Genomic DNA, 26,729 nt, shown 5'->3' on the forward strand with positions numbered 1-26,729 from the left:
GATAGATCAGTTAGGGAGGCGACCGGCGATCTCGTACCGGCAGAAGCTCTTCGCGACGCCTGATCAGAACCTCGAGCCGCGCGGCCTGATCGTCGATTCGCTGGCCGACGAGCTCCGCACCCGTTGCGGCGGAATATGAGGCGCCCTGTTCGATCAACTCGCGAAGGTTCGCCTCTGCGGCGGCAATCTGGCGCTCGATTTCAGTGACGTGGACGTCTTCACCGTGCATGGCGGGTCTTTGATTTCGGAGCTTGGCGGGCGATCGGGCGCGGCGTTCAGAAGTACAGGTGCCGGGCACTGTGCATTTCAAGGACACACCCCCTCGAAGTTCGCGTCGCCCGCATCAGATTGCTTCCGCAATCGGCGCACTTGACGAGCGCCTCCAGGTGCCCGCCGTCGACGGCCAGAGCGCCAAGGCAGGACACGGTGTTGCATGCCGCGCACCGGACCTTCGTCAGGGTGATGTCGAAGGCAAAGGCTTCTTGAAGCAAGTGCGTGCTGGGATCACCGCCAAGAATGAGGTCGGCGATGTTGTCTGCCATGGCGATCATGCTCCTATTGGACCGAAACGCTCGGTTCTTATGGCGAGAGGGTCGAAGCCGAGCTTCACGAGCATGCTGGAGATGCTTTCGACAAACCCTGTGGGACCGCAAATGAAGAACGTGGGATTCTGCTCGCGCGTGAAGCTGTTCTCTACGAGCAGAACCTCGTTGACCCGCCCCCGATGTCCGTTCCAGTCGCTCGGATGCTCGCGGGTGAGCGCATAAACCAGGTGCAGGTTGCGATCGCCGCGAGCCATCGTATCGAGTTCATCCCGGTAGACGACGTCGGCAAGGCTGCGAGCCGAATAGATCAATGACGCCGGTATGTATGAGTGCGACCTGTTGCGGTGGCGTAACATGGCCATCAGCGGCGTAATTCCGGTGCCGCCCGCGACTAGGCAAATCGGTCCACCGAGAGTTTGGCTCCAGATGAAATGTCGTCCAATGGGGCCGCGAAATTCGAGAGCGTCGCCAACCCGCAATTCGTCGAGTAGATAAGGGGAAACCTCACCGTCCTCGACCCGTTCCACGGTGAGGGTGAGCAGTTGTTCTTCCGGTGGCGATGCGATCGAGTAACTTCGTTCGGCTTGATAGCCGTCCTCGGCGGTGAGCCGTATGTCGACATGCTGGCCGGGCCAGTGTCCGGACCAGCGCGACGGCCACAGGATGATGCTCTTCACGCGGCTGGTTTCGGCCACAATGGCCTGCACGCGACCGATCTGCCACTCGATTTTGGGCTGCCGCAAAGGCGCGTCAGTCGCCGTCATAACGCTGCTCCCGCCAGGGATCGCCATAGTTGTGATAGCCACGCGATTCCCAGAACCCCGGCTCGTCCTTGGGCATGAAGCGGAGCCTTCGCAACCACTTTGCGCTCTTCCAGAAGTAAAGATGCGGCACCAGAAGTCGCGCGGGGCCGCCGTGCGCCGGAGCCAGCGGCAGACCCTCATAGCGGGTCGCGATCATCGCCTTTCCCGCGACCAGGTCGGTCACGGGAAGGTTCGTCGTGTATCCGCCGTCGCAATGAGCCATGACATAGGCGTCCGGCGGTTCGCTCAGCCCGACCACCTTGAGAAGATCGTCGAAGCTGACGCCTTGCCAGACCGTGCTGAGCTTCGTCCATTTGGTGACGCAGTGAATGTCGACCGTGATCGTAGTCTGGGGCAGTGCCTCGAACTCGTCCCAGGTCCATTTCCCCAGCAACGAGCCGCCGAGTTGAAGCGCAATCTTCCAGTTGGCGACATGGATCTCCGGCGTCGGGCCGGCGGATAGCACCGGAAAGTCGGTCGTCAGGTACTGACCCGGCGGCAGCCGGTCGGCTTCGGATGCATGTCGCTTGGACTTGAAGTCGCGAGAAACGGGAGGTCGATCCATGGAAGCGTGCCCTTGTGCGGTGACGCGCAGGATGCCCCAACGCGCGTCGGCTTAACCTGCAGCCCACGTAAGCGCACATGAACCTTGATCGATCCCTTGTCGATGGCCGTCGTGCTGAATGCATCAATATCGCGAAAGACGAAGCAATCGCGGCTGCGCAGGCAGGAACTATTTCAATATCAGATGCGGTTTCGCCCTGAAGTGGTTCAAGCGCGCTCCCGCCGCATTAGTCTCCTGCGCTTCGCATCTGACCGAGCTTCCAATCGGTCTCCATCATCGGCCAGGCATATTTGAGGGCAATGTCGTCTTCCGGGTGTCGCAAGCGTTCTTCGGTGATACGAATGATCACTGAGAACGGCCGGGCTTTCAGGCCCCACCCGCTGATCTCGCACTCTCCCGCTCGTCTCTCTGGCCAGTCCGCGTTGCCGTCACGACGCCGATTGGGCTGTGCGTCTTGCTTTCGAAGCGTGAACCTCTTCACCGATCGCAAGATCGGCACGGAATGTATCAAGATGGCCAAAGCGGAGGCAATCCCCAGCGCGCAAGATCTTCCGCGACTGGCTAAGTCATCTCTCGACAGGTCAATCGTGCCGGCGCCTCGCGCGTTCGGCCGCAGTCGCGGAGAAGACAATGCGTATGAGAGTCCAGGCAACAGCGGCGGTCATCGTAGGCAGTGCGGTCGCAACAATCCTGTTCTTCGGATCGCTCAAGGATAGCAGCGCCCAGAGCAATGCGCGCTACCTGCCGGAATACACCGCGGATGGGCAGTTGCTCCTGCCGAAGAACTTTCACGAATGGGTCTATGTCGGCTCGCCGCTGACGCCGAATGCCCTCAACGGCGGGCAGGCGAATTTCCCGGAGTTTCACAACGTCTATATCGAGCCGGGCTCGTACGCGATCTACAAGAGGACCGGCGAATTCCCCGAGGGGACGATCCTGTTCAAGGAGCTGCAGCTGACGTTGCCGCAGGAGAATGCCGACGGCTCGCGAACGGAAGCGTCGGGGCGCGGCTACTTCCCGGGCAAGTGGAACGGCGCCGACGTGACCGTCAAGGACTCGAAGCGTTTCGCCGATACCAACGGGTGGGGTTATTTCAACTTCAATCACCACGAACCGAAGGCGGCAATGGCCAAGGTGAAGTCGAAGGACGAGTGCGCCTATTGCCATATCGCCAACGCCAAGAAGGACGAGGTCTGGACCCAGTTCTATCCGCTGCTGGACAACAAGGACGCGCGATGACGGCGTAGTCGGCGGGAGATCGGCATGAAGATCCTCAAAGTCGCCTGTGTCGCCGCGGTCGTCGTGATCCTTGGGATCGGGTCCGCGATCAGGCAGTCAGCGCTGCGCGCGGACGCGGCGGATGGTGTCTCGCGCGGTGTGAGTGTCGCCGATCGCGACGGGCATCTGCATGTGCCCGACGACTATCGTACGACCTATCAGCTCCTGGGAAGCTGGGCGATTGCGGCGGAGGACGGCCGCGGCTCGAAAGAGTTTCACGTCGTCTACGCCTCGCCGGGAGCGATCGATGCCTATCGGAAGGACAAGCGCTTTCCGGGCGGCGCGGTGCTGATCAAGGAGGTGTTCAAGGCGGCAACCTCGGAAATGACGACCGGTTCCGTCAGCCGCGCCGACGCCTTGAAGGGTTGGTTCGTCATGGTGAAGGACACCGCAAACAGTCACCCGGAGAGCGCACTGTGGGGCGACGGCTGGGATGGTCCTGGTTCGACGCGGGCGATCGCTCAAAAACGACGACGACGAATTTCAAGGCCCAATGCCAGGCGTGCCACGTGCCGGCACGGGCGTCCGACTGGGTTTACGTCGATGGATACCCTCCGTTGAAGCAATAGCAATGCTGCAGGTCCGGGTCACCGAAAGTCATTCGATTTAACCAAGGCCAATCATCAAAGGAGCGAGAGATGGCTAAAGAGGCGACGATGAGTGAGATGGGAATGTCGAAAGGGCAGGCTGGCCATCTCTATATCCAGACCAACGAGATCGAGAATGCCATTATTCACTACAACCGACAGGCTGACGGCAAGCTGGTGGAGGTTGAACGGATCAAGACGGGCGGTGCCGGCTCCGGCGAGTTCAAGCCGATCAGCGGTCAGGACAGCGCTCCCAATTCCTTCGAAGGCGCCGGGAGCGTCATCATCACATCCGATCGGCGCTTCATGTTTGCCACCAATGGTGGAGACAACTCCGTTTCGAGCTTCCGCCTGGACGGCAACGGCCGCCCAAACCTGCTCGACGTGAAGTCGACCGGGAACCCCGTCGAGGGAAGGAGCGGCACGGCCAAATCGCTTGCCTTCTCTCCGTCGACCCGCACGCTGTTTGTGCTGCACTCGTTCGGGCCGGATCACCTTCGGCTGATGTCGGTCAACGCCGAAGGCATGCTGAAGCCGCGGCCCGAACGATACACGGTGAACACCTCAAGCAAGCGGAACCGTGTCTCCACCATGGTCGTGGTCTCGCCGAACGAGGAGTTGGTCCTCGTCGGTACCACTTTCGATGAGCCGATTGCGCTGACGGGCTTGTATCCGGACGGCTCACCCATTCTCTGGGTCCAGCGGGCCGGCGGTGCGCTGCACTCGATCGCTTCGAATGCGCCGGATCCGGACGGCCTCGCCGTGTTCGCTCTGCAAAAGGACGGCTCGCTCGGCACGGTCAGGTTCTACGATGCGAAAGCCGGCTCTCCATTCTACATCGCCTTCCTGCATCAGCGCCCGAATACGTTCGTGATCGGCTATGCCGTCGGCGACGGCTGCTCCATTTGCACCATCCAGAAGAACGGCTCAATCGAGATTGGCCCGCTCGTCAAGATCGACACCAGCGCAGGTGTGCCCACCGAGCTGTGCTGGCTGGCCATCGCTCCCGATGATCGCACGATCTACGCGACGAATTTCGGCTACAGCAACATCAGCAGCTACCGCATTAATGGTAGCGGCCTCGAGATTGCGTGCGATCCGGCATGTCCGAAGGTTCCTGGCGACGGCACCGCGCGGGGATTGAACGGAACCGTGACGAGCGGTCCCAGCGACAACTGGATCACGCCGGACGGCGCCTATCTCTATCAGATCTACGGCAACGCCTCGAAGCTGGTCAGCTACAGCACCCAGCCGGACGGCTCGTTGAAGGAGATCGGCAGCGTCAAGATTCCGTACAACAGCCCCCAGGGGCTTGCGGGATTCTGATCCCGGTTTCGCGACACAAGGCCGGGGCGTGGTCGGCATTGCCGCTCCGCGCCCGGCCTCTCTCCCGCCGACATGCGCGACACACAAGATCAATCATGAGCCCCGAAACGGATGTTTGAAGCACTTCACGAGCGCTCTCGCGGTACGTCCGCAGCTCATCCCGGCCATCCGGGAGAAAGGCGGGGCGCCACGGAAAAGTTCGATCTGCAGCGCGCTGTCGGGAAAGCTCATGTTGTGTTCTCCGGCGCCGCGAACGGCACGGAGGTCGTTGACGTCTATCAGAAATTTCCGGTGGCCGTTGCCTTCCCGAATGCCGACGAGGGGCGCTGCAAGGAAGCGGTCCTCATCAACAGCTCGGGCGGTGTTGCGGGCGGCGATGAGATCAGGGTCGAGGTGGTCGCTGAAGGGACTGCCTCGGTCGCGGTGACCACGCAGGCTGCGGAGAAGATTTATCGGGCGCTGGATCGGCCTGCCCGAATCCTGACCCGGTTAAGGGCTGACGGAAATGCTCGGCTGGCGTGGCTTCCCCAGGAGACGATCGTCTTCAATCGGGCGCGCATCGTGCGGCAGACCGAGATCGACGTGAGCTCTGGCGCCGAGCTGATTGCACTCGAGTGGCTGGTTCTTGGCCGCATCGAGAGCGGCGAGGAGGTTCTCGGCGGACTTGTCCAGGACAGTTGGCGCATCAGGGTCGACGGCCGTCTGGTGTGGGCGGACGGTTTCCTCGCGTCGGATTCGACGTTCCCGCAGCTTTCGAGGACGGCCCTTCTCTCGAACTGGCGGGCGATCGCGACAATGATCTATTTCGGTCCGCGTCCCGAGGGCCGGCTCGAGAGATTGCGCGAGATCGGCGCCTCCCTGGAATGCGCGTACGGCGTCACGATCGTCGGCGCGATCATCGTGATCCGGGTCGCCGCGATTGCAAGCGTGGATCTCAGGCGAGGTCTGCGCCGCTTCCTCGATCAACTCGGCCATGAACTCGGATCCGGTCCCTTCGGAGTGCCGAAGATGTGGTCCTGTTAGCAGTCCGGCCAAGTGGAGAAAGCATTTTGAATCTGACGGCACGGGAACGAGACAAACTGATGATAGCCCTCGCCGCGATCGTTGCGCGTGGCCGGCTCGCGCGCGGCGTCAAGCTGAATTATCCCGAGAGCATCGCGCTGATTTCGGATGCCATCATGGAAGGCGCTCGCGACGGGCGGTCGGTCGCGGACCTGATGTCCGAGGGCGGCCGCCTTCTGCGCCGCGACCAGGTCATGGAGGGCATCCCCGAAATGATCCGCGAGATCCAGGTGGAGGCGACGTTTCCGGACGGGACCAAGCTGGTGCCGGTGCACAACCCAATCCGATAGGGAGTTGATGATGCGTATCGTCCCGTTTTGCCCCGCTGTGCTGAGCATACTTGCCTCGCCGGCGTTCGCGCATCCTGTCCTTGGCATGGGCGGCTCGTTCGACGCCGGCCTCGTCCATCCGTTCAGCGGCGCGGATCACCTGATTGCGATCACGCTGGTGGGGACGTGGAGCGCGCTCGTGGGCGGATCTGCGAGAGCCGTATGGCCGCTGACCTTTCTGATCGCGATGCTGGGCGGCTTCGTCGCGGCAAGCGCTGGACTTCAGATGGGCTTTGTGGAGGCGGCGATCAGCCTCTCGGTGGTGGCGCTGGGAGCGTTCGTTGCGTTCGAATTCAGGATGCCCGTCATGCTGGGCGCGGCGGCCGTCGGAATGTTCGCATTCTTCCATGGTCACGCACACGGAACCGAAGCTGTCTCGATGCTCGCTCCTTATTTGATCGGCTTCACAACGGCAACCGCCGTTCTTCTCCTCGTTGGCATGGTCGCTGGCCATTGGGGAAGAAGTGCGGCCAGGAGAGGCCTGCTTCGCGCGGCGGGTGTTTGTGCCGGCCTTGTCGGGCTGCTGCTGCTCGGAGGCGTGGCATGATTCCGGGAGAAGTCATTGCGGCTGACGGCGACATCGTCCTGAACGGGGACAGGACGGGTCTATCGATTGCCGTGGCCAACACCGGTGACCGGCCCATCCAGGTGGGCAGCCACTATCACTTCGCCGAAGTGAACGCTGCTCTCACGTTCGATCGATCCGCTGCTCGTGGATGCCGCCTTGATATTCCGGCCGGAACGGCCGTGCGGTTTGAGCCAGGTCAGTCGCGCGAGGTTGCATTGATCCCGTTCGGCGGAACGCGGCGCATCTACGGGTTCAGCGGCAGCGTGATGGGGCCTCTGGAATCAGGAACCGATGCGTCCGGCTTCAACGAATAGGGCGAGGATGACATGTCCCACACGATGAGCCGCAGAGCCTATGCGCAGATGTTCGGCCCCACGGTCGGCGACAGGGTGCGTCTGGCAGACACTGATCTGTTCATCGAGCCCGAGAAGGACCTAACCATCTACGGCGAAGAGGTGAAATTCGGCGGCGGCAAGGTCATTCGCGACGGCATGGGACAATCGCAGCTCACGCGCGCGCAGGGTGCGGTCGATACGGTCATCACCAACGCGCTGATCCTCGATAACTGGGGAATCATTAAGGCCGACATCGCGATCAAGGACGGGCTCATTGCGGCCATCGGCAAGGCGGGTAACCCCGACATTCAGCCGGGTGTTTCGATCATCATCGGGCCGGGCACGGAAATTATCGCGGGCGAGGGCAAGATTATCACCGCCGGCGGAATGGATACGCACATTCATTTCATCTGCCCCCAGCAGATCGAGGAAGCGCTTTTCTCCGGTGTGACAACCATGATGGGCGGTGGCACCGGACCTGCCGCAGGGACGACGGCGACGACTTGTACGCCGGGACCATGGCATATCCATCGGATGCTCGAGGCATTGGACGCGTTCCCGATGAATTTCGGCGTATTCGGCAAGGGCAATGCGAGCGTGCCCGCGGGTCTGGTCGAACAGATCGAAGCTGGTGCATGTGGCCTGAAGCTGCACGAAGACTGGGGCGCAACGCCCGCGGCGATCGACTGCTGCCTCTCTGTCGCCGACGACATGGACGTGCAGGTCATGATCCATACCGATTCCCTGAACGAAGGCGGATTTGTCGAGCGCACAATAGCGGCGTTCAAGGGCAGGACGATCCATGCGGCCCATACCGAAGGGGCTGGTGGCGGACATGCGCCTGATATCATCAAGGTCTGTGGCGAGAGGAATGTCATACCAGCCTCGACAAATCCCACGCGGCCTTACACAGCGAACACGCTCGACGAAGCGCTCGACATGCTGATGGTGACCCACCATCTGGATCGCCGCATTCCGGAGGATGTCGCGTTCGCGGAGAGTCGCATCCGGAAGGAGACGATCGCCGCAGAGGACATCCTGCACGATCTCGGCGCCTTCTCGATCGTATCGTCGGATAGCCAGGCGATGGGGCGGGTCGGCGAGGTGATCACACGGACCTGGCAGACCGCCGACAAGATGAAGAAGCAGTTCGGGCGGTTGCCGGAGGAGACCGGGCAGAACGACAATTTCAGAGCCCGGCGCTACGTCGCGAAATATACGATCAATCCGGCCATCGTGCAGGGAATGTCACGCCATGTTGGTTCGATCGAGGTCGGAAAGCTCGCAGACATCGTCGTCTGGGATCCGGCGTTCTTCGGGATCAAGCCCGACATGGTCCTGAAATCCGGCATGATCGCTGCCGCGATCATGGGAGATCCCAATGCATCGATACCGACGCCTCAGCCGGAATATTACCGGCCGATGTTCGGTGCCTTTGGCCGTTCTCCCGGCAGGAATTCAGTGACCTTCGTCAGTCAGGCTTCGCTCGAAACGACGAGACAGCTGGGCCTCGCAAAGCAACTCCTGCCAGTATCGAACACGCGATCGATCGGCAAGCATTCCATGATCCTCAACAACGCGCTGCCTCTCATGGAGGTCGATCCCGAAACCTACGAGGTGCGGGCCGATGGCCGGCTTCTCACTTGTCCGCCGGTGAATGTGGTCCCGATGGCGCAGCGCTATTTCATGTACTGACGCGTTGCCGGTATGGCGGGTGCGATGACAGACCAGAGTTATGGACATACGGCGCTGGCATTCCTGAGGCTGCAGAGCTGGCTTTCGCCGTCGTTCCCGAACGGGGCCTACAGCTACTCGCACGGGCTGGAATGGGCTGTGGAGGCCGGCTATGTCTCCGACCGGCGCAGCCTGATCGATTGGCTCGAGGCCGACCTTTGCTATGGCTCCGGCCGAAACGAGGCGATCTTTTTCAGCGAAGCCTACCGATGCGTCGCCGAGGGCGCCGAGGACAAACTTCCGGATCTGGCCGAACTCGCGGCCGCTTCCCGCGGCACATCGGAATTCGTGCTCGAATCCGCGCAACAATCGTCGGCGTGCCTTGCGACCCTTCGCAGTGTTTGGCCGGATCGAATTCTGGATATTTTCTCCGACCCGGGATGTTCGCCCGTGCTGGCCGTCCTGCTCGGCGCGCGAGCCGCGCGCGAACGGATAGCGGTCGACATCGCACTTCCAGCATTCCTGCACAGCCACGTCGCCAATCTGGTGAGCGCGGGCGTCCGTTTGGTGCCTCTCGGTCAGACCGATGGTCAGCTCGCTATTGCGGCGCTCGAGCAGGCGATCCTGTCGCGCAGTGAAATGGCGAGCCGCGAGACGGTCGACGATCTTGGTTCGGCGGCCGTGATGGTCGAGCTCGCCTCCATCGCGCACGAACTCCAGTATACGAGGTTGTTTCGGTCATGAACACGATTGAACGCGAGAGCATGTCGCTTCGCACACCTGGCGTCTCGGCAACCAACGGGCCGTTGCGTGTCGGAATCGGCGGTCCCGTCGGCTCCGGAAAGACGGCGCTGGTCGAGGCGCTGTGCAAGCATCTGCGCGATTTCTACGAGATCTATGTGATCACCAACGACATCTACACCAAGGAGGATCAGCTCATTCTGACCCGCGCGCAGGCATTGGCAGCAGAGCGCATCATGGGGGTGGAAACGGGTGGCTGTCCGCATACGGCGATACGGGAGGACGCATCGATGAACCTGGCGGCGATCCATGACATGAACCTGAAGTTTCCGGACGCGGAGCTCTGCTTTGTCGAGTCGGGCGGTGACAATCTCGCCGCAACCTTCAGCCCGGAGCTTGTGGATTTGACCATCTACGTGATCGACGTTGCCGCCGGAGAGAAGATCCCGCGGAAAGGGGGGCCTGGGATCATGCGATCCGACCTGCTGGTGATCAACAAGATCGACCTCGCCCCCCTGGTGGGCGCGAATCTGGAGATCATGGAAGCGGACGCGCGAAGGATGCGTGGCGCGCGACCGTTCGTCTTCTCCAACCTGAAGAATGGCCATGGTGTCGATGAGATCGCGGGCTTCATTCTGCAAAAGGGCGGGTTGTCCGCCGCGTCGCTCTCGGGGACGGCCCATCGATGACGGATCCTCACCAGGAGTTTGCCGGCGATCTGGCCGAACTGCGCCGCAGCATCGACAATCTGGATGCGGCGATGGTGCACCTGCTTGCCGAACGCTTTCGCTGTACTCATGCGATCGGAGAGCTCAAGGCGCGACATGGACTGGCCTCTCGGGATCCCAGACGTGAGGCGGCGCAATTGAAGCGGCTTCGCACGCTCGCCGCCCAGAGCGGGCTCGATCCGGAGTTTACCCAGAAACTCCATGCTCTGGTCGTTCGAGAAGTCGTCAACAATCATGAGGCGATGAAGTTCGAGTCGGGAGCCGGCTAGGGCGATGAATATCATCGCATGCTCCGGCGAAACGAGATCCAGCTGAGAGCCGTCGTCGCTGGGAGCGGCATTTGTCGAGTTGTCTGCACAACTGCGCCGCCGCTCTGGCGATCGCGTCGAGGTCCCTGGATGCGGACGACCCCGGAAACGTCGACTATGCGACGCTGTACAAGGCGATCGGCGATGGGAAGGAATTTCGCATGCTCGTCAACGTGTTCAGCCTGTCAAGTTCACGGCACGAGTGCGGCGGACCTCGCATCAAAGCGAGCGTGCGGTCTGACGGATACATGATCCAGCCGGACGATCGCTTTTGCGACGGCCCATTTTACGGTGAGATCGGACAGGCGATCAGAGAATTCCTGTCGCTCAGGGTGCATGCAAATGGCAAGACCGAAACGCGCACAATGATCCTGGACGGCGTCAAGCTTGCCCGCGAGGCAATGCTGCCGGCAAAGTTTGCCGGCTGCCCTACTCGAAGTGCGTCGCCGCGCAGGATCGCCGACAATTGGATTTTGGGGACCACAGCTTTGCTGGCGGATGCGCGCAAGCGGGCGTTGGCCAAGGTGACTAAGTCGATCTGTGCTGATGCGCGCGCATAGTAGCACCGAACGCGTGCTGAAGAATAAGGACGTCAGAGGGCAGCGGTTGGCGGATCCCGCTGACCAACTATCTGACCAACAATGGATTTTGTAGCAATATCGCTAGCAGGCCAGAGATCAGATCGTAACCTGCAGCGAATGTCGGTATCGGTGGTTGCGCCTCCGGGATTTGAACCTACTCGCCGACGATTTTAGACTAGCCGGCGACGGATTTCGCACGAACGGCGGTTTTTGGCGGACTGTCGAGGCCCGACGTTCCGAATTGGGCTGCTCGCCGATAAGGAAATAGGGCTTCCAAAATAGTGTGGTTCGCGATGTAGCTGACCCGTGACTCGAACCCCCGACGGTAGTGACGAATCTCAAAATGCGGCCGTGAGCCGAGAGTCCTCGCACAGGCTAGGCGGCCCGCCGGATCCCTCGATTCGCATCGAGATTGACTCGCCTGATCCTATTATCTTTGGTCGCTCGTTGGCTCGCTCCACGCCCCAGCCAATCTTGCAAGGCTCGCACGTCGGTAAGGGACGTCCCTAAAGCGGCGAACACGGCGCTGCTGATCGCTTGCTGCTGGCTCCTTAGATGGTTCTCAAGGAGCTTGTGTCGGGTGATATACCCGGCGTTCACGCCCGGGATGGCGTGATTCATCAGGAGCTTTGCGTCAACCTCAGAGACAGCGGCTGATGTCGCGATGGTTCGGAATGTTTGACGAAGGTCATTACCCCACCTGGAGAGCGTATCTCGATCCTCCTTTGTTTCTGCTACGTGGCCTGACTCGCTGTCGGCGGGGAATACCCATTCCCGTGCCTGAGCCGGATACATCGTCCTGCCAAAGCGAATCGCCCGAACGAGACACAGGATCATTTCCCACGACAGCGGAATATCGAAAGCACGTTTCCTGCCGCCTTTGGGTTTGGCGATGTGCAGCGTTCGCCGCCGAAAATCGATGTGGGTGGGCTTGACCTCCTGCAACGCAGTCGGCCTGGATCCAGAAGGCAGCGTGAACAAGTGAAATTCTCGCCGGACTGGATTGTCGAGGGCGGCCAGTTCTGTGAACCATCCTTTAAGATCGCCGGCGCCCATTCCGGTGTCGCGGCGCTCTTCCTGGTTCCAGTCGACAGCATCTGCGGGGTTGTCGGGCGGCAGTGACCTATTGGTCTTGCGGGCGTGATTGTAGATCGCGCGCAGCGTTCGCATGCTCCCGTTCGCCATGTATGGACCATTCGACTTGGTGATCTCGTCGTGTTTCTTTGCCGCTCGCGCGGGATCCAGTCCCAGTTCGCGCAATGGGACATCCAGCCATTCCATGAAGATCCGTTCGACGTGATCGCGATAGCCGCTTATCGTCTTTTCACTCCGACCTTTTCGAATGAGGTGGGCTTCCAGATATCGCTGCCAAGCTTCGCGAAGCGTGATCTCCGCTGCGAGCGGCCTATTCGGGACCTTTCCAGCGGTGTCGGCAGGCTGATCCTCCTTCGCCGCTTTTGGGTGCTTCCCTTGGCTGATCTGCGCCAGGTATTCCTTCGCTGTGGCGCGCGCAGTCCGGGTCGACATCTCGGAAGTATCCCCGATAGAGACCCTGATAGATGAGGCGCGTTTTCCGTCTCGGCGGAGATCGGCTTGAATTGTGAAGGTACGCTTTCGCTTTCCGATGACGACGAAGAAGCCTTTCAGTTCGGCGTCGCGTGCCAAATACCAGCCATCTTTCGGAGTAGGCAATTGGGCGATCGTCTTGTCAGTCAGCAGAATGCGAACGTCAGCCATGATAGATGTCCTGACACACTAAAACGGTTTTCAAACGGTGTTGGTGAATCGAAGTGTTTGAAGGTTTGAGTGCGAAGGACTGCGACGCTATGCGAGAAGGCCCTACAAACAAAGGGCTTCTTAAATGATCGTGGTAGCGTAGCGAGCATTTAGAAACACCAGCGATTTGATCGTGTTGAACTCTTAATCAGCGGGTCCCTGGTGGGCCCATCAAATAAAAATCAATTGCTTGCAGCGATTGAGCACCAGAACGGGCTCTTCGGTTGGACGTTTTCGGCACCTAACTGCACTCAGGGCTGCTCGATCTTGCCAAGCTTTCGCGCTGACGCAACTCGTCATCACGATCGCGCAGGTTTTCAATTTGCAAACGAAGCCCGACTTCATGCCAGCCGACAAACGGATGAAATCCTCAGCGTCTAGAGCGATCTTCCGATCAACGGCTGCGTGATCTCGCTAGTGCCGCCATAGCGAGATCGGACGAATCCGTGCGGATGATTCTCAGTCGGAGGATGGCGGATGGCGCAGCGCAGTCAGCCGACCGTCCGTCAATCTGATTACTCACCTCTTTCCGTACTCCGTGAATACGTAGTCGCGGTTCTGCACCACCGTGTGGCACGCGAACCCGCACTTCGCGTCGTTTTCCTGCGGCGGTTTGGAGGCTGCGGTAGAGGGCTTAAACATATCGGACGCCGCGTCATAGTCGAACGCGCCCCAGCCCCATCCGCCGCTATCCGCGAATCTCTTGCTGTCCTTCACCATGAAATCAACGTCGTGCTGCGTACCTGGCACGGATGGCTGGCCGGGATACGCCTCTTGTTTTTTCGGCATCCAATGAATTTTCGCCATTTTCGCGCCGTCCGGGAAAGGCTTGCCATTGCCGGGCACGCCTTCCTTGTAGGCGCTGATCATTGCCGGATTCCCCACGATCACAGCAATGAGGCCTTCGTTCTCACTGATCGCGATCACCGGCCAGTCCTCGTATCCCCTGAACTCTGAGAACGCGAGCCCATTCGGGACTTGCACAGTGTACTTGTCCTGCGCAGAAATCGCGACACCAGCTGCCAAGACGGCGAGCGACACCGAAATACTTAGACGGATCAGCGTGCTCTTTTTCATTGTCGCATCTCCCTCATTCGATCTAGCGGGGGATAACTCTTTGTCGAAATCGCCTTGTCGTATTGTCTTCTCCGAGGCTCAAGACTGCGCCGACCGTTGGTCAGGTGTTTCCGGCGGACTCAACGGGTCTCCGCATGGCAGGAACGAAGCTGCGAAAAGGTGGCACCTCGGCTCGGCCGTAACGTCAGGACTTGATGAAGGCCAGTAGATCGACGTTGATGGTGGGCGCTTCCGTCGTCGGCATTCCATGCGGAAAACCCCTGTACGTCTTCAGCGTCCCCTTCTTCAGAAGCTCGGCCGAAAGCGGAGCCGAGTCCGCATACGGGACGATCTGATCGTCGTCCCCGTGCATCACCAGGACGGGGATGGTAATCTTCTTGAGGTCATCGGTGAAATCGGTCTGCGAAAATGCGACGATCCCGTCGTAATGTGCCTTGGCGCCGCCCATCATACCCTGGCGCCACCAATTGTCGACGACGGCCTGCGAAGTCTTGGCGCCGGGTCGATTGTAGCCGTAGAACGGCCCCGCCGCGAAATCGCGATAGAATTGTGAACGGTTGCCGGCGACTTGGGCCTGAAGTCCGTGGAAAACCTCCTTCGGAAGGTCGCCCGGATTGGCATCGGTCCTCACCATGAGAGGCGGCACCGACGAGATCATGACAGCCTTTGCGGCTCGCGCTTCCCCATGCCTTGCCAGATAGTGCGCCACCTCGCCGCCGCCGGTGGAATGTCCGATGTGAATTGCATCTTTCAAGTCGAGATGCGCAGTCAGAGCTGCGAGATCGTCGGCATAATGATCCATGTCGTGGCCGTCAGCCGTCTGGCTGGAGCGGCCGTGACCGCGGCGGTCGAGGGCGACGACGCGATAGCCCTGATTGAGGAAGAACAGCATCTGCGTGTCCCAGTCGTCGGCCGACAGCGGCCAACCGTGGCTGAAGACGATCGGCTGGCCCGAGCCCGATGAGCTTCGGCCTGATCGTGCCGAAGCTGATCATCGACTACTTCGCCGACCAGCGCGCCCCGCCAACGAGGACCGCGCGGAACTCGGTAGGCGCCGCAAAAGGCTGTGGTGACCGACCTGTCTTTGGTCTAAGGTCCGGGCCGTTCAGGCAACGAAGCCATGATCACACCGTCGGCGCAGGACAGCGAGGTTCTTTCGTTCGGGCCTTTAGCAAGCTACTGCGACGCCAGCCGCGATGACGTCGAACCACAGTGGTACCGCCAGCCCGGGCGGGTCGATCGGCAGCGTTTCATTCGTCAGGGTGAGCCCCAGCAGCAGTCCGGTCGAGATGGCCAGCACGACGAGCCCGGCGTACATCAGCCGGGCCGCGCCGAGGTGAATGCGGCCCCTGATGAGGTCGATCGCGCCGTTGAGAATATGCGGCCCCGGAACCAGCACCATGCAAGGGCACACGACGACGAGACGGAACGCGGTGCTCAACTGATAGCGCGCCGCCCATCCTCCGATGAGGCCGGCGAGCAACGTTGCGCAGAACGGCTGAACGAAGATGTTTGTGCTGACGCCGCCGAGGGCGCGGCGCAGCAGGCCGCCGGCGCCGGCGCTCGCGAAGATGACGAGCGCAGCAGGCATGTGCTGTATGCCGAAAATGATGGCCAGCGAGACCGCGCCGGCTGCCGCAGCCAGGGCAAAGAGCCACGCGGGTGCCGGCGGCGCTTTGGCGATGACCTCGATGCGCTTGCGCGCCGCTTCCGGCGACAGCCGGTCGGCCTCGATATCCGCCACCGCCTGCATCGCGGAAGCGACGCGATCCATGTCGACCCCGACAGGGTCGGCTGCCGCGTAGGAAATCGACCTGGTCCCGCCGCTCTCCTCATTCAATTGCAATTGGCCCCAGCGCGGCAAGAGCTCTGCCTTGACGCCGAGCTTCTTGCCGAGCCGCTGGATCGCGGCGACGATCTGGTCTGTCGCCTGGCCGTTCACGTAGAGGACCGTCGCGAACGCGAGGATCAGGTTGGAACGCTCCTCACTGGTCATGGCCCTTCTCTTGTCGCTATGCGGGAGATCGGGGACCGCCCGCGACCGGGACGGTCCCCGCCCGAGTACGTCCGTTCTTTAACCGGCGGCCGATGCCGTCGGCGCGGCCGCCACGTAGGGTTTTACCATCTTGGCGGGATCGACCACGCGGTTGAACTCTTCCTCGTTGACGAACCCGAGCTTGAGCGCCGCATCCTTGAGGGTGAGGTCGTTGTCCATCGCATAATGGGCGATCTTCGAGGCCTTATCGTAGCCGATCACGGGCGACAGCGCCGTCACCAACATCAGGGAGCGGTCGACATACTCCTTGATCTTCTTCACGTTCGGCTTGGTCCCTTCCACGAGGAACTTGCGGAAATTCACGCAACCGTCGCTCAGAATGGTGATCGAGTGCGTGATGTTGAAGATCATCAGCGGCTTATAGACGTTCATCTCAAGATAGCCGCCGGCCCCGCCGAAGCCGACCGCGACGTCGTTCGCCATGGTTTGAACTGCGATCATGGCAAGCGCCTCGCACTGGGTAGGATTGACCTTGCCGGGCATGATCGAGGATCCAGGTTCGTTCTCCGGTATCAACAGCTCGGCAAAGCCCGCCCGCGGCCCACAAGACATCAGACGGATGTCGTTGGCGATCTTGTAGAGCGACACCGCAAGCGTGCGGATCGTGCCGGACAATTGCACCAGCGCGTCATGCGCGCCTTGCACGGTGAATTTGTTCGGCGCGGTCTGGAACGGCAGACCGGTAAGCTTGGCGATTTCGGCGGCGGCCGCTTCGGCAAAGCCGGGAGCCGAATTGATGCCGGTGCCGACGGCCGTGCCGCCGAGCGCCAATCGATAGACCCCTTGCAGGGCCGCTTCGATCCGTTCCAGATCGTCCGAAAGCATGCCGGCGTACCCCGACCATTCCTGGCCCAACGTCAGCGGGGTCGCGTCCTGCATGTGGGTACGACCGATTTTGACGATGTCGTCCCACTCCCTCGACTTGGCGGCGATCGCGTCGCGCAGCGCCGTCACCGACGGAGTCAGGCGTTGTTTAACGTTCACTGCGGCGGCGATATTCATAGTCGAGGGGAAGGAATCGTTCGACGATTGCGCCATATTGACGTGATCGTTGGGATGGACAGGCCTATGGCTGCCTAGCGCCGTGCCCGCAAGCTGGCTGCACCGGTTGGAGATTACCTCGTTGACGTTCATGTTGAATTGAGTGCCGCTGCCTGTCATCCAGACATGAAGCGGGAACATATCGTGGTGCTGACCGGCCAGGATTTCGTCGCAGGTCTGGACGATCAGTTTGTACCTCGTGTCGTCCAGCCGCCCACTGTCACGATTGGCGATGGCGGCGGCCTTTTTCAGGATCGCATAGCCCGTAATCATCTCGCGGGGGATCAGATCGGTGCCGATGCTGAAATGCTCGAGTGACCGCTGGGTTTGCGCTCCCCATAATTTGTCAGCGGGTACCTCGACGACGCCCAAACTGTCGGTCTCTTTTCTGACTTCGGTCATGCGTTGTTCCTTCCCTTCGGTTACCTCGCTGCTCACGATGTTGCGGACACAAAGATCATGCGCTCGCCGCGTTTGACTGCGGCGATGGCGTGCCTGCGTTTCGCCCCGATGATACGCGCCAAATCCGGATGATTGCCCGTTGTGAGTTGTTTGAGAACGTTGACTCTTGCGAGTATTCGCGGACGGCCTGCACTCAGGAGGGTGGACCGTTGCTGCCCAGCTTGCGTGCCGCCGCTTGAAACTCTATTTCTGTTGGCCGCAACGAAGGACTGACGTTCTTTCGTAGTGGCAATTGCGGCGACCGCCGGGAACGACGCATGTTCCGGAAATCCATCAGGCAGAAGATCGCTGGCATCGCCGCTGGATTGATCGTGCTTGCCGTGATCGCTTCACTGTTGTCCATGGTGTTGGCAAGCCGGGTCGGCCATCTGCTCGACGAGCTCACCAACCGCTACATCCCCGCCTATGGGCACCTCGCCCGCGTCAACATTCGCTCGCTAGAGCGCTCGCTTGCGCTCCGGCGCATGGTGATGGCGAAGATGCAGGCGCTGCCGGACGAGGTCGCATACTCGGCTGCGCGCAAGGCCTACGAAGATATCGATCCAGTTCTGATCGGAGAAGCGGACGCCGCGCGAAAGCTGATCGATTCGATCATTCAGGATCCCGACACGCCATCGAACAAAGCCGAACTGGGCCGCATCGACGACCGGATCGACAACGCCATCAGCGACCTGCGCCGGCGCCTCGTCGAGGAGAACGCGACGCTACTGCGACAAATGAACGACGGCGATACAGCCGGCGTGAAGCAAACGATGGCTCGCACAGACCAGCTACGCGACGAGTTCCATGCCAGGATCGAATCCATCCGGACCGACATGCTGGCGCAAGTCGCAGCCGCCGCCAATAACGTGATGACTGCACAAAATCGCGCATTCGTCATCTCCGCAATCGTCACCGCCATCGCCGGCGTGCTCGGCTTCGTGTTCGCGATGCTCGTCGGCAGCGGCATCACGCGCCCGGTCATGCGGCTCCTGGAGGGCGCGCGCGAGGTCGAGGCCGGCCGGCTCGACGGCAGCATCACCATCACGACGCAAGACGAGATCGGCCAGCTCTCGGCCGCATTCAACCGCATGATCGAAACGTTGCAGCATAACCAGAGGATCCGCGAAACCTTCGGTCGCTACATCAATCCGCGGATCGCGGAGGGACTGCTCGAGCAGCCGGCGATCGCCGCGACGGAGGGGCAGCGCCGGCTCATGACGGTGATGTTCTGCGACATGAAGGGATTTACCAGCCTGAGCGAGGGCGTGACGCCGCGCGGCCTCGTCAAGATCATGAACCTCTACCTCGCGACCATGTCCGAGCCGATAAATGCCCAGGGCGGCATCATCGACAAGTATATCGGCGACGCGATCATGGCCTATTGGGGCGCCCCCTTCGTCGAGGAGGCCGAGCAGGCCGATCTCGCCGCGCTTGCCGCGCTCGACATGATCGGATGCGTCGCCGGCTTGCGGAAGGAGCTGCCCGAGCTCTTGGGGGTGCGCACGATTCCGACTGACTGCGACGTCCGCATCGGGATCGCGACAGGGGAGGCGCTGGTCGGCAGCATCGGGTCGCGGCTCATGATGAGCTACACCGTGCTGGGAGACACGGTGAACCTCGCTTCCCGCCTGGAGGGCGCCAACAAATTCTACGGCTGCCGCTGCCTGATCTCGGAGGCCACCGCCTCCGCTTGCGCCCATGCAATCGAGCTGCGCGAGATCGATCGCCTTGTGGCAGTCGGCCAGACGCAGTCTCAAGCGGTCTTCGAGATCATGGCGAGGAAGGGCGAGTTCACCTCGCAGCAGACCCTGCTGCGGCAGCAATACTCGGAAGGACTTGCCGCCTACCGCGAGCGCCGCTGGGATGATGCGACGCGAGCTTTCGCGGCGGCCCTCGATGCCGTGCCTGGTGATGGCCCGTCGATGACATTGATGGAGCGGGTAGACGCATACACGAAGACTCCGCCGGCGGCGGGTTGGGACGGAGCGTGGCAGATGGACCTTAAGTAGCGTCAAAGGGCGACCTGCGGATTCCTTTCGCCGCAACCGGTCCGGTCTATTTTGCACGATTGATGGAAGCGGTGGCCGAGAGTTTCTCTACGTACGGGGTAACATTACCGGGATTGCGCACGCCGGGATCCCGTAGGGTCGAAGATATAGGTGCGTCATGTTCGAAGGATGGGATGTAGTCGCGCTCGCCCGCGCACAATTCGCATTCACGATGTCGTTCCACATCGTTTTTCCCGCGTTCTCGATCGGGCTTGCGAGTTACCTTGCGGTCCTGGAAGCGCGGTGGCTTTTGACCGGACGCGAAGTCTTCCTCAACCTGTTCAACTACTGGCTCAAAATCTTTGCGGTCGCCTTCGGAATGGGCGTCGTGTCGGGTATCGTGATGGCCTACCAGTTCGGGACCAACTGGTCGGCTTTCGCCGAGAAGACCGGCCCTGTGATCGGCGCGCTAGTGGCCTATGAGGTGCTTACCGCGCTCTTCCTTGAGGCCGGCTTCCTCGGCGTGATGCTGTTCGGCCTCAAGCTCGTCGGCCCACGGCTGCATTTCCTGGCGACGCTGATGGTCGCGATCTGTACGCTGATCTCGGCGTTCTGGATTCTCTCCTCCAATTCCTGGATGCAGACCCCAACTGGCTATGCGGTGAACGCCGACGGCCAGTTCATTCCGGCCGATTGGTTCAAGGTGATTTTCCGTCCTTTCCATATCGCCTTGTGCACATGGTGCTGGCGGCCTACCTCACCAGATGCGCCGACACCCAGCAATGAAGCGCTCTCCTGGTGGAGATTTCGCTGTAAGCAATTGATCTGTAATGATCGGATTTTGGCTCAGTTGGGACAATTCTTTTGAGAAATCAATGCCAGCAGCGTGTCTCTTCATCAGCGGGTCCCAGGTTCGAGCCCTGGTGCGCCCACCAAATAAAATCAATCACTTATAGCGATTGGGTATCAGAACGGGATTTTCAGTTGGACGATTTCGACGTCCAACCGACTGAGGTCGGCTCGGTTTTGCCAAGCGCATCCGTCGCTTCCTGGCCCGGCAGGGCACGGTGCAAAAAAAGACCGCGCAGGCCCAGCGAGCGGACCGACCGAACGTCGTAAAGCGACGCCAGAAGTGGCTTAACGACCAGCCCCGCTTGATTCCCAAGCGCCTCGTCTTCATCGATGAGACTTGGGCTTCGAGCAATATGGCCCGCTGCGATCACCAGGGTCGGCTGAGGGAAAAGCAGCAACGCTTCCCTGCTACCGCGGGGCCCGACAACTACGATTTCGAGGGCTTAATGGTAGTAGTTTGAGTGGAAGGTTTGTCTCTGAGAGATGGTGCTCTCTGTCCACTTCGACTGAGCTGAATCACACGAGCCGTCAGCTCACGCCGAAAGTGTCGGACCGCAAAGATGTTCAATGACCTTTGAGAGCTCAGGGGCGACTGCCGGGCATGTCTCCCCTGAACCGGCGGCTGTTAACACAGCAACCTTCAGCTCTTCGGCCAAGCGTCCCTCAGCGCATTCCAAGCAGCCTGGTTGGCCTGATCGAACGCTTTGCGGGATTCCGCTAGTGCAGCGCTCAGCACTGACCAGGAATCGCTGCCGGCCTGCTTCAGCTTCTGCAGACGAGCTTCTGCCTCGGAGGCGTCGGCTTTCATCTGCTTTAGGGCGGCGTCGACGTCGCCCGTATGCGACGCGGCCACCTTGCCCGCCGCCTCACGGAACTTGTCCGCGGCCTCGCGCCAGGCCTTTGCCTGTGCGGCGGCGATGTCCTTAAACGTCACCTGCTGCTGCTCGATCTGTTTGCCGGCGCTTTCGAAGTAGGTCTTCATCTGTGCCTCGAAGCCGTTCCATTGTTTCTCGAGCTCCGTCCTGCTGCGTACCCATGCCGCTTCGCCGACTTCGACTTGCGTCTTGAGCTGCGCCTGAAATTCGTCGCGGCGCTTCTTCAGATCGCCGATAATATGCTCGGCTTTGACCTTGGATTCGGCCTTGGCCTCGCCGGCCTTGACCTCGAACGAGGTGAGGGCGGCATCCATCTCGTCGATGCGCTCCTTGGCCCAATTCAGGTAAAAATGCATGCTGCTCTGCTCTGACATGATCGTCTCCATTGGCTAAATTGAATGATCTCCGAGCTCGGCTTTGCTCGTATTGACTTGGGTCAACTGCCTCATCGCTTGCTGCCGCGTCCTCAGGCCGCGAGATAGGGAAAAAGCGCTGCCCTGTCGGCCTTGGTCGTTGGCCGAGTGCGCGGCGGCCCGGAAACAATCGGCGCATAGAAGTCGCTCGGAGCGATCAACTCGGCATCGTGGGGCAGTACATCTGAACTAAAGGTCTCCTCGCGCACGCGCAGGGCGTTGGCCAGCTCGTTTTCTCCCGTAGGATCGAGCTGGAAAGCGCGCCCGGTCTCGTCTCGGTTGGCATCTTTGAGAGAAGACATGATCCAAAGCTCCGTGAATTGGGCGGCTATGCGGCCGTCCAGCCTCCATCCATCGAGAGGTTGGCTCCCGTGATCTGAGCGGCATCGTGGCTGCACAGGAATAGCGCGAGCGAAGCAACCTGCTCGACGGTGACGAATTCCTTGGTCGGCTGCGCGGCGAGTAGGACATCGCTGATGACCTCGTCCCTCCGCATGCGACGAGCCGCCATCGTATTTGGAATCTGCCTTTCCACGAGGGGCGTCCAGACGTAGCCGGGGCTGATGCAATTGCAGGTGATCTTCGAGCGGGCGAGTTCCAGCGCGACCGCTTTGGTAAGGCCCGCGATGCCGTGCTTGGCCGCGACATAGGCCGATTTGAAGGGCGAGGCGACCAGTGAATGCGCCGAAGCCGTGGTGATGATGCGGCCCCAACCCGCGCTTCTTCATGCCTGGTACCGCTGAGCGGATGGCATGAAAGGCGGCGGACAGGTTGACGGCGATGATCGCATTCCACTTCTCGGCGGGGAATTCCTCAATCGGCGAAACGTGCTGGATGCCGGCATTATTGACCAGGATGTCATCGCTGCCGAGCGTCGCTTCGCCGAGAGCGATGAGCTCGGCAACCTCGTTCGGCTTCGTCATGTCCGCGGGCGAGTAGATGGCCCTAACCGCGAAAGCGCGCTCGATCGCAGCGCGTTCATTCTCGATATCGGCGGGGCGCCTATGCCATTCATCACGACATTGGCGCCCGCCCTGGCGAAGGCCTGGGCGCAGGCGAGGCCGATGCCGCTGGTCGAGCCGGTGACGACAGCCGTCTTACCGTTCAGAATTCCCATCTCGTGCACTTTCCTTGTAACATACCAATCAGCGCGGCGCGCATTTTGACTTAGAAGACCAGAGCTCTCTCGCCGGTTCGTATCGAGCCGCGAGCCGGCTGGTGCAGATAGTCGTGCACCACCGTCCCGAGACCGAGCGTGAGGTCGGCGCGGATGTGGACGGCTGAGACGATCTCCAGGACCGGCAGTTCGGCGACCGGCGCCAAGGCGTGTGGCGTCAGGGCCAGGGCCGCCGGTCCGGTCCATGCACCTTTCAGCACGATGTCTTCGAGATGATATTGAACTAGCTCGCAGATGCGTGGGCTGCCGTCGACGTGCGGGATGATCTTGAGCAGGAAGTTCGGCTCGTTGAGCCCAGCCTTGACCTTCGCCAGATCGGCCTCGCGGTGCTTGTAGCCCATTGTCCCCGTGGCGACCCGGAGCGGGCCGTAATCCAGTGTGCCGATCAGCGTATCGATCTCAGTTCGCAATGTCGGCTGCGCAAGCTTCTTCGGAAAGCCCCACAGCTCGCGTCCGCCCGCGATGGGTCCTTCGTCGTTGAGAAACATGCAATGAGTGTAACTGCCCTTGCGCCCGCGGAGCGAGACGGGGATGACCTGTCCGCTTTCCGTATAGTCGCCAAAGCCGTTGGAATCGGGCATCCGGATGAACTCGTATTTGACGATAGCTTCTCGCTCGTCGACCTCGAGCGGCCCCGGAACCACTGCCCGGAGCTTGGCCGGATCGGTGCGATAGGTGATGATCAGGTACTCGCGATCGACGAACCGATACGGCCCGGGCGGATAGGCCGGGCTGGTCAGCGGCATGGCGAAAGCACGTTGTTTCACATCAGTCTCGCGCATTTGCGTTATCTCCAGGCGAAGAGGTTCGGTTACTCGCGGCCGTCATGTTCGAGATCGAAGGTGAAGACCCCGTCAGGACTCGAAGGCCGAGCGAGCACCTCGGGATGGCGCAAGGTGCGCAATGCGTCGTGGTAGCCGGCGCGCCAATGATCCTGCATCGACAGCCGCGAGAACTCGTAGTCCTTGGAATGCCCCTCGTGATTGCGCGCGCGATAGATCAGATGAACGATGCTGTAGACGTTCCGCGAGACCGCCGTACTGAGCAGCTTCACGTTCTCATGCTGACTGAGATCGTCGGGCAGCCTCCCCAGTAGATCCGTGAGTGCGCGCCGCAGGCGCTGCACATGCTTGAACTGGTCGGTGCTGGCGCGCGTGCGGCTCGAATACTGGATTTCCTTGTGCCGCGTGATTACTTCGGCCATGTTGCGGGGAAGTTGACCGCGCGCGCTCCAGAGGTCGACCTGGAATGCGAGCATGTCCTGCGGGGCATCAGATTCGATCACCCATTGCAGCGGCGTATTGGAGACCAGACCGCCGTCCCAATAGTGCTCGCCCTCGATCTCCACCGCCGGAAAGCCCGGAGGCAGCGCGCCGCTCGCCATGATGTGCTCGGGCCGGATCGTATGGGTCGTATTGTCGAAATAGACGAAATTTCCGGTTCGGACGTTGACCGCGCCGGCACTGAAGCGCGTCAGCCCGGCATTGATACGATCGAAGTCAACCAGGCGCTCCAGTGTCGTCTTGAGCGCACGCGTGTCATAGACGCTGGTCGCATCGCTGGCTCCGCCGGGCTGCAGCCAGGGCAGTACGGGACGGGCGGAGAAGAATCCTGTGGCGCCACAGGTGGCCGCCAGACCGGCGCTCATCTGGTTGATGAGGTTGCGCGTATTGTCGCTCCGCGTCCAATCCAGGAAAGGATTGCCGGACCAATCCCAGGGCGCGGTCGAGGTGACCTGGGTCCAAAAATCGCGCAGGCGGTCAACACGGGACTCGGGTGGATTGCCGGCGATGATGGCGGCATTGATGGCTCCGATCGAGATGCCAGCAACCCAGTCGGGATGAATGCTGGCTTCGGCCAGGGCTTCATAGACGCCGGCCTGATAGGCGCCGAGCGCACCGCCGCCTTGCAACAGCAGCGCGATGCAGTCGAAAGGAAGCTGCCGTTGTGCGGATGAGAGCTGTGATCGAGGCTGGAAGTTCATGGCGTATGTGCTCTTTGAGTGCTGATGAATATGCTCGTGTTAATGCCGACTCGCGTCTTGCTTTCCGACATTTGGAGGCTCGAGCAGCACCTCTTTCAAATGGTCCCCGGAGGCGACGACGATCACGAAGTTGAGTTTGCCATCCTGTCGGATCAGTCCGCCGGCCAGCGCGCTGCCGGCCGCCGCTTTCTCGGCGACCTCTACGGCATCCGACAATTCCGGCTTGATCCATTTCAAGGCGACGATGTTGGCGAGGTCTTCCCGATCGAGCTCCTTCAGCGACGACGCCGTCTCTTTGCCCGTGATACTTCCGGTATTTGCGTCGATGGCGTTCTCCCACACGTGCTCATTCCGGATCGTGCGAACGCGGTAAACGGGCGGGCCATCGATCTCGAAGCTGATGTCGGCCGCCTTCGAGCCGTCATGCAGGCGCTCCGCGATCGTCATCGCCCGGCTGAGCGGGACGCGTATGGTACGGAATTCCGAGAGCACGCGTTGGATAGCGGCCTCTTCGGCCTGGCTTTGTGCGCTCGCGCTTCGGCTGTCTGCATCTGCAGATTTTTGAACGTCAGCGACGGCGGCGGTCGCGGTGAGCGTGGCGGACCACATGATCAGGGCAAACAAATGCTGCTTCGACATTGAATTAATCTCGGTCTGGTTGGTCAATCGCCTGCGACGGGCGTGTGAGCGACGACGATCTCCTTGTCGGAGAGCGTGGGCAGCGACTGATTGGTATCGATCACGACGCGCTCCGGCCGCTTCACGTCGGAGTGGATGCGGATCGGAGGCCGCGCAGGATCCGGTTCAGTGAAGCGGCTTGGCAGTTGGGCCGGGAGCATCCAACCGGTCGCCCAAAGCAAGCAGAGCAGGGCGCCTCCGACCGACAGAAAATAGCCGCGCAAGGGAAGGGCGGTGTCGGTCGATCGGCTCGCGCGCATGAGCATGGCGGATCGTCGGCTCATGGCGTGCGGCTCCTGAAAACGGAATCTGTCCGTGTCATCGTCAGATGCTCCAGAGACGCGGACGCCGGCGCGCACGTTCGGCATCGAGATAGCCGCGCTCGTCGAGCCATTCGGTCGGACAATAGGCTGCGGCGTTGGGATCAATCGTGAATCCGTCACGCTGGAGCGCTGCCCGTGTTCCGGTCATACCAGTCCACACGACCTCGCCGCTGGTCGGGTCCACTTCCATTCCATCAAAGACTTCGATGAAGTTCAGCATCTCGGGTCCCAGTCCTGCTTCACGCCGCGTGCGTGAGGCGGTCGATTTCGTCAGGCGCAACGCCTCTGCGCGCGAGTTCGGACTCGATCACGTCGAACACGCATTCGACCGGCGCGATCCAGATGTTGACCCAGTAGATGATGCAGTCGCGGGCGATCAGCAGAGCCGGTGTCATGCGACTGTCCTCCGATCCAGTCGAACGATGCTGGTCTGGCGTGTGGCGAGCGTATGAGCCCACGCGATCATCGCGATCGTGATGCCGAGCAGCAGGCTCAGAGCCACGAGGCACACGGCGACAATCACGTTCAGCGATGCGGCGGCGAGGCCGGGCAACGGATTTTCGCGCATCAACGCGAACAGCACGGTTGACATTCTCCGTCTCCTTAATAAAATAC

The 26,729-nt window shown here is 61.0% G+C and carries 31 protein-coding genes and 4 pseudogenes; 15 read left to right on the forward strand and 20 right to left on the reverse strand.

All coding sequences use genetic code 11. The features are described from left to right. Nucleotides 1-10: 10 nt before the first annotated feature. The 4 genes from QA642_RS12970 to QA642_RS12985 are packed head-to-tail and all read right to left on the reverse strand — an operon-like array spanning nucleotide 11 to nucleotide 1,913. Nucleotides 11-229 (reverse strand): hypothetical protein, encoded by a 219-nt coding sequence (locus QA642_RS12970; RefSeq protein WP_283085012.1) that lies wholly within the window; start codon nucleotides 227-229, stop codon nucleotides 11-13. Between the two features lie 46 nt (nucleotides 230-275). Beyond that, the gene (locus tag QA642_RS12975) at nucleotides 276-542 is read right to left on the reverse strand and encodes a DUF6510 family protein (RefSeq protein WP_283085013.1); all 267 of its coding nucleotides are present in this window, start codon (nucleotides 540-542) and stop codon (nucleotides 276-278) included. A gap of 5 nt (nucleotides 543-547) precedes the next feature. Continuing rightward, complete coding sequence (locus QA642_RS12980) at nucleotides 548-1,309, reverse strand: ferredoxin reductase (RefSeq protein ID WP_283085014.1); 762 nt, start codon at nucleotides 1,307-1,309, stop codon at nucleotides 548-550. Continuing rightward, complete coding sequence (locus QA642_RS12985; RefSeq protein ID WP_283085015.1) at nucleotides 1,296-1,913, reverse strand: sulfite oxidase-like oxidoreductase; 618 nt, start codon at nucleotides 1,911-1,913, stop codon at nucleotides 1,296-1,298. Before QA642_RS12985 ends, QA642_RS12980 begins: the two co-directional genes overlap by 14 nt. Before the next feature lie 630 nt (nucleotides 1,914-2,543). Between QA642_RS12985 and QA642_RS12990 the strand changes: the two genes are divergently transcribed. The 13 genes and pseudogenes from QA642_RS12990 to QA642_RS13050 all read left to right on the forward strand — a co-directional run bounded on the left by QA642_RS12990 (nucleotide 2,544) and on the right by QA642_RS13050 (nucleotide 11,409). After that, nucleotides 2,544-3,152, forward strand: coding sequence for a cytochrome P460 family protein (locus QA642_RS12990; RefSeq protein WP_283085016.1), 609 nt, complete (start codon nucleotides 2,544-2,546; stop codon nucleotides 3,150-3,152). A gap of 24 nt (nucleotides 3,153-3,176) precedes the next feature. After that, a pseudogene (locus tag QA642_RS12995) lies at nucleotides 3,177-3,551 on the forward strand (cytochrome P460 family protein); the annotation flags it as partial. A gap of 56 nt (nucleotides 3,552-3,607) precedes the next feature. Further along, on the forward strand, nucleotides 3,608-3,760 hold the full coding sequence (locus QA642_RS13000; protein WP_283085017.1) for a cytochrome P460 family protein: 153 nt from the start codon (nucleotides 3,608-3,610) through the stop codon (nucleotides 3,758-3,760). A gap of 69 nt (nucleotides 3,761-3,829) precedes the next feature. Next, nucleotides 3,830-5,104 carry a beta-propeller fold lactonase family protein gene (locus QA642_RS13005; RefSeq protein WP_283085018.1) on the forward strand — a complete coding sequence of 425 codons (1,275 nt, stop codon included), beginning with the start codon at nucleotides 3,830-3,832 and terminating at the stop codon, nucleotides 5,102-5,104. 234 nt (nucleotides 5,105-5,338) lie between these two features. Next, nucleotides 5,339-6,127, forward strand: coding sequence for an urease accessory protein UreD (locus QA642_RS13010; protein WP_283085019.1), 789 nt, complete (start codon nucleotides 5,339-5,341; stop codon nucleotides 6,125-6,127). A gap of 26 nt (nucleotides 6,128-6,153) precedes the next feature. Further along, on the forward strand, nucleotides 6,154-6,456 hold the full coding sequence (locus QA642_RS13015; protein WP_283085020.1) for an urease subunit gamma: 303 nt from the start codon (nucleotides 6,154-6,156) through the stop codon (nucleotides 6,454-6,456). Between the two features lie 10 nt (nucleotides 6,457-6,466). Beyond that, nucleotides 6,467-7,042: a HupE/UreJ family protein gene (locus QA642_RS13020; protein WP_283085021.1), complete on the forward strand. Its 576-nt coding sequence runs from the start codon at nucleotides 6,467-6,469 to the stop codon at nucleotides 7,040-7,042. After that, complete coding sequence (locus tag QA642_RS13025) at nucleotides 7,039-7,377, forward strand: urease subunit beta (protein ID WP_283085022.1); 339 nt, start codon at nucleotides 7,039-7,041, stop codon at nucleotides 7,375-7,377. Before QA642_RS13020 ends, QA642_RS13025 begins: the two co-directional genes overlap by 4 nt. 12 nt (nucleotides 7,378-7,389) lie before the next feature. After that, a complete protein-coding gene (gene ureC, locus QA642_RS13030; protein ID WP_283085023.1) occupies nucleotides 7,390-9,093 on the forward strand; it encodes an urease subunit alpha in 1,704 nt (567 codons plus the stop codon). A gap of 24 nt (nucleotides 9,094-9,117) precedes the next feature. Further along, nucleotides 9,118-9,816 (forward strand): urease accessory protein UreF, encoded by a 699-nt coding sequence (locus QA642_RS13035; RefSeq protein WP_283085024.1) that lies wholly within the window; start codon nucleotides 9,118-9,120, stop codon nucleotides 9,814-9,816. Next, entirely contained in the window at nucleotides 9,813-10,502 is a 690-nt protein-coding gene (gene ureG, locus QA642_RS13040) for an urease accessory protein UreG (RefSeq protein WP_283085025.1), read from the forward strand. Before QA642_RS13035 ends, ureG begins: the two co-directional genes overlap by 4 nt. Beyond that, nucleotides 10,499-10,810 carry a chorismate mutase gene (locus tag QA642_RS13045; RefSeq protein ID WP_283085026.1) on the forward strand — a complete coding sequence of 104 codons (312 nt, stop codon included), beginning with the start codon at nucleotides 10,499-10,501 and terminating at the stop codon, nucleotides 10,808-10,810. Before ureG ends, QA642_RS13045 begins: the two co-directional genes overlap by 4 nt. Before the next feature lie 71 nt (nucleotides 10,811-10,881). Continuing rightward, a complete protein-coding gene (locus QA642_RS13050; protein ID WP_283085027.1) occupies nucleotides 10,882-11,409 on the forward strand; it encodes a VirK family protein in 528 nt (175 codons plus the stop codon). Between the two features lie 396 nt (nucleotides 11,410-11,805). Here QA642_RS13050 and QA642_RS13055 read toward each other — a convergent pair whose 3' ends face one another. The 5 genes and pseudogenes from QA642_RS13055 to fumC form a co-directional block, all read right to left on the reverse strand. Next, a complete protein-coding gene (locus tag QA642_RS13055) occupies nucleotides 11,806-13,167 on the reverse strand; it encodes an integrase family protein (protein ID WP_283085028.1) in 1,362 nt (453 codons plus the stop codon). Between the two features lie 558 nt (nucleotides 13,168-13,725). Continuing rightward, on the reverse strand, nucleotides 13,726-14,283 hold the full coding sequence (locus tag QA642_RS13060; RefSeq protein ID WP_283085029.1) for a cytochrome P460 family protein: 558 nt from the start codon (nucleotides 14,281-14,283) through the stop codon (nucleotides 13,726-13,728). A gap of 184 nt (nucleotides 14,284-14,467) precedes the next feature. Further along, a pseudogene (locus QA642_RS13065) lies at nucleotides 14,468-15,241 on the reverse strand (alpha/beta hydrolase); the annotation flags it as partial. A 210-nt stretch (nucleotides 15,242-15,451) separates the two neighbouring features. Then, nucleotides 15,452-16,279, reverse strand: coding sequence for a threonine/serine exporter family protein (locus tag QA642_RS13070; protein WP_283085031.1), 828 nt, complete (start codon nucleotides 16,277-16,279; stop codon nucleotides 15,452-15,454). Nucleotides 16,280-16,357: 78 nt separating this feature from the next. Then, nucleotides 16,358-17,782, reverse strand: coding sequence for a class II fumarate hydratase (fumC, locus tag QA642_RS13075; RefSeq protein ID WP_283085032.1), 1,425 nt, complete (start codon nucleotides 17,780-17,782; stop codon nucleotides 16,358-16,360). Between the two features lie 317 nt (nucleotides 17,783-18,099). Here fumC and QA642_RS13080 point away from each other — a divergent pair, with 317 nt between their 5' ends. Then, complete coding sequence (locus QA642_RS13080) at nucleotides 18,100-19,833, forward strand: adenylate/guanylate cyclase domain-containing protein (RefSeq protein ID WP_283085033.1); 1,734 nt, start codon at nucleotides 18,100-18,102, stop codon at nucleotides 19,831-19,833. 157 nt (nucleotides 19,834-19,990) lie between these two features. Further along, nucleotides 19,991-20,574: pseudogene (locus QA642_RS13085) on the forward strand (cytochrome ubiquinol oxidase subunit I); the annotation flags it as partial. Nucleotides 20,575-20,792: 218 nt separating this feature from the next. Here the strand turns inward: QA642_RS13085 and QA642_RS13090 are convergent. The 11 genes and pseudogenes from QA642_RS13090 to QA642_RS13140 all read right to left on the reverse strand — a co-directional run bounded on the left by QA642_RS13090 (nucleotide 20,793) and on the right by QA642_RS13140 (nucleotide 26,706). Beyond that, the gene (locus QA642_RS13090) at nucleotides 20,793-21,062 is read right to left on the reverse strand and encodes a hypothetical protein (protein ID WP_283085034.1); all 270 of its coding nucleotides are present in this window, start codon (nucleotides 21,060-21,062) and stop codon (nucleotides 20,793-20,795) included. 242 nt (nucleotides 21,063-21,304) lie between these two features. Next, nucleotides 21,305-21,913: a hypothetical protein gene (locus QA642_RS13095; protein WP_283086873.1), complete on the reverse strand. Its 609-nt coding sequence runs from the start codon at nucleotides 21,911-21,913 to the stop codon at nucleotides 21,305-21,307. 92 nt (nucleotides 21,914-22,005) lie between these two features. Beyond that, nucleotides 22,006-22,254, reverse strand: coding sequence for a hypothetical protein (locus QA642_RS13100; protein ID WP_283085035.1), 249 nt, complete (start codon nucleotides 22,252-22,254; stop codon nucleotides 22,006-22,008). Nucleotides 22,255-22,280: 26 nt separating this feature from the next. Further along, a pseudogene (locus QA642_RS13105) lies at nucleotides 22,281-23,069 on the reverse strand (3-hydroxybutyrate dehydrogenase). 50 nt (nucleotides 23,070-23,119) lie between these two features. Continuing rightward, on the reverse strand, nucleotides 23,120-23,911 hold the full coding sequence (locus QA642_RS13110; protein ID WP_283085036.1) for an acetoacetate decarboxylase: 792 nt from the start codon (nucleotides 23,909-23,911) through the stop codon (nucleotides 23,120-23,122). A 29-nt stretch (nucleotides 23,912-23,940) separates the two neighbouring features. Then, nucleotides 23,941-25,113, reverse strand: a complete 1,173-nt coding sequence (locus tag QA642_RS13115; protein ID WP_283085037.1) for a DUF3734 domain-containing protein — start codon at nucleotides 25,111-25,113, stop codon at nucleotides 23,941-23,943. Between the two features lie 39 nt (nucleotides 25,114-25,152). After that, nucleotides 25,153-25,752, reverse strand: a complete 600-nt coding sequence (locus QA642_RS13120) for a PepSY domain-containing protein (RefSeq protein WP_283085038.1) — start codon at nucleotides 25,750-25,752, stop codon at nucleotides 25,153-25,155. 23 nt (nucleotides 25,753-25,775) lie between these two features. Then, a complete protein-coding gene (locus tag QA642_RS13125; protein WP_283085039.1) occupies nucleotides 25,776-26,075 on the reverse strand; it encodes a hypothetical protein in 300 nt (99 codons plus the stop codon). Between the two features lie 40 nt (nucleotides 26,076-26,115). Beyond that, nucleotides 26,116-26,334, reverse strand: a complete 219-nt coding sequence (locus tag QA642_RS13130) for a hypothetical protein (protein WP_283085040.1) — start codon at nucleotides 26,332-26,334, stop codon at nucleotides 26,116-26,118. Nucleotides 26,335-26,353: 19 nt separating this feature from the next. Next, entirely contained in the window at nucleotides 26,354-26,509 is a 156-nt protein-coding gene (locus QA642_RS13135) for a hypothetical protein (protein ID WP_283085041.1), read from the reverse strand. Continuing rightward, complete coding sequence (locus QA642_RS13140) at nucleotides 26,506-26,706, reverse strand: hypothetical protein (RefSeq protein WP_283085042.1); 201 nt, start codon at nucleotides 26,704-26,706, stop codon at nucleotides 26,506-26,508. Before QA642_RS13140 ends, QA642_RS13135 begins: the two co-directional genes overlap by 4 nt. Nucleotides 26,707-26,729 lie beyond the last annotated feature (23 nt).

It is taken from the genome of Bradyrhizobium sp. CB2312 (genome assembly GCF_029714425.1).
Lineage (GTDB): Bacteria > Pseudomonadota > Alphaproteobacteria > Rhizobiales > Xanthobacteraceae > Bradyrhizobium.

Bases quoted from the DNA above. Each gene is read 5' to 3' on its own strand.
- QA642_RS12970 (WP_283085012.1), bottom strand. From the start codon at position 229: ATGCACGGTGAAGACGTCCACGTCACTGAAATCGAGCGCCAGATTGCC.
- QA642_RS12975 (WP_283085013.1), bottom strand. From the start codon at position 542: ATGGCAGACAACATCGCCGACCTCATTCTTGGCGGTGATCCCAGCACG.
- QA642_RS12980 (WP_283085014.1), bottom strand. From the start codon at position 1,309: ATGACGGCGACTGACGCGCCTTTGCGGCAGCCCAAAATCGAGTGGCAG.
- QA642_RS12985 (WP_283085015.1), bottom strand. From the start codon at position 1,913: ATGGATCGACCTCCCGTTTCTCGCGACTTCAAGTCCAAGCGACATGCA.
- QA642_RS12990 (WP_283085016.1), top strand. From the start codon at position 2,544: ATGCGTATGAGAGTCCAGGCAACAGCGGCGGTCATCGTAGGCAGTGCG.
- QA642_RS13005 (WP_283085018.1), top strand. From the start codon at position 3,830: ATGGCTAAAGAGGCGACGATGAGTGAGATGGGAATGTCGAAAGGGCAG.
- QA642_RS13020 (WP_283085021.1), top strand. From the start codon at position 6,467: ATGCGTATCGTCCCGTTTTGCCCCGCTGTGCTGAGCATACTTGCCTCG.
- QA642_RS13025 (WP_283085022.1), top strand. From the start codon at position 7,039: ATGATTCCGGGAGAAGTCATTGCGGCTGACGGCGACATCGTCCTGAAC.
- ureC (WP_283085023.1), top strand. From the start codon at position 7,390: ATGTCCCACACGATGAGCCGCAGAGCCTATGCGCAGATGTTCGGCCCC.
- QA642_RS13035 (WP_283085024.1), top strand. From the start codon at position 9,118: ATGACAGACCAGAGTTATGGACATACGGCGCTGGCATTCCTGAGGCTG.
- ureG (WP_283085025.1), top strand. From the start codon at position 9,813: ATGAACACGATTGAACGCGAGAGCATGTCGCTTCGCACACCTGGCGTC.
- QA642_RS13045 (WP_283085026.1), top strand. From the start codon at position 10,499: ATGACGGATCCTCACCAGGAGTTTGCCGGCGATCTGGCCGAACTGCGC.
- QA642_RS13055 (WP_283085028.1), bottom strand. From the start codon at position 13,167: ATGGCTGACGTTCGCATTCTGCTGACTGACAAGACGATCGCCCAATTG.
- QA642_RS13060 (WP_283085029.1), bottom strand. From the start codon at position 14,283: ATGAAAAAGAGCACGCTGATCCGTCTAAGTATTTCGGTGTCGCTCGCC.
- QA642_RS13070 (WP_283085031.1), bottom strand. From the start codon at position 16,279: ATGACCAGTGAGGAGCGTTCCAACCTGATCCTCGCGTTCGCGACGGTC.
- fumC (WP_283085032.1), bottom strand. From the start codon at position 17,782: ATGACCGAAGTCAGAAAAGAGACCGACAGTTTGGGCGTCGTCGAGGTA.
- QA642_RS13080 (WP_283085033.1), top strand. From the start codon at position 18,100: ATGTTCCGGAAATCCATCAGGCAGAAGATCGCTGGCATCGCCGCTGGA.
- QA642_RS13095 (WP_283086873.1), bottom strand. From the start codon at position 21,913: ATGTCAGAGCAGAGCAGCATGCATTTTTACCTGAATTGGGCCAAGGAG.
- QA642_RS13100 (WP_283085035.1), bottom strand. From the start codon at position 22,254: ATGTCTTCTCTCAAAGATGCCAACCGAGACGAGACCGGGCGCGCTTTC.
- QA642_RS13110 (WP_283085036.1), bottom strand. From the start codon at position 23,911: ATGCGCGAGACTGATGTGAAACAACGTGCTTTCGCCATGCCGCTGACC.
- QA642_RS13115 (WP_283085037.1), bottom strand. From the start codon at position 25,113: ATGAACTTCCAGCCTCGATCACAGCTCTCATCCGCACAACGGCAGCTT.
- QA642_RS13120 (WP_283085038.1), bottom strand. From the start codon at position 25,752: ATGTCGAAGCAGCATTTGTTTGCCCTGATCATGTGGTCCGCCACGCTC.
- QA642_RS13125 (WP_283085039.1), bottom strand. From the start codon at position 26,075: ATGAGCCGACGATCCGCCATGCTCATGCGCGCGAGCCGATCGACCGAC.
- QA642_RS13130 (WP_283085040.1), bottom strand. From the start codon at position 26,334: ATGCTGAACTTCATCGAAGTCTTTGATGGAATGGAAGTGGACCCGACC.
- QA642_RS13135 (WP_283085041.1), bottom strand. From the start codon at position 26,509: ATGACACCGGCTCTGCTGATCGCCCGCGACTGCATCATCTACTGGGTC.
- QA642_RS13140 (WP_283085042.1), bottom strand. From the start codon at position 26,706: ATGTCAACCGTGCTGTTCGCGTTGATGCGCGAAAATCCGTTGCCCGGC.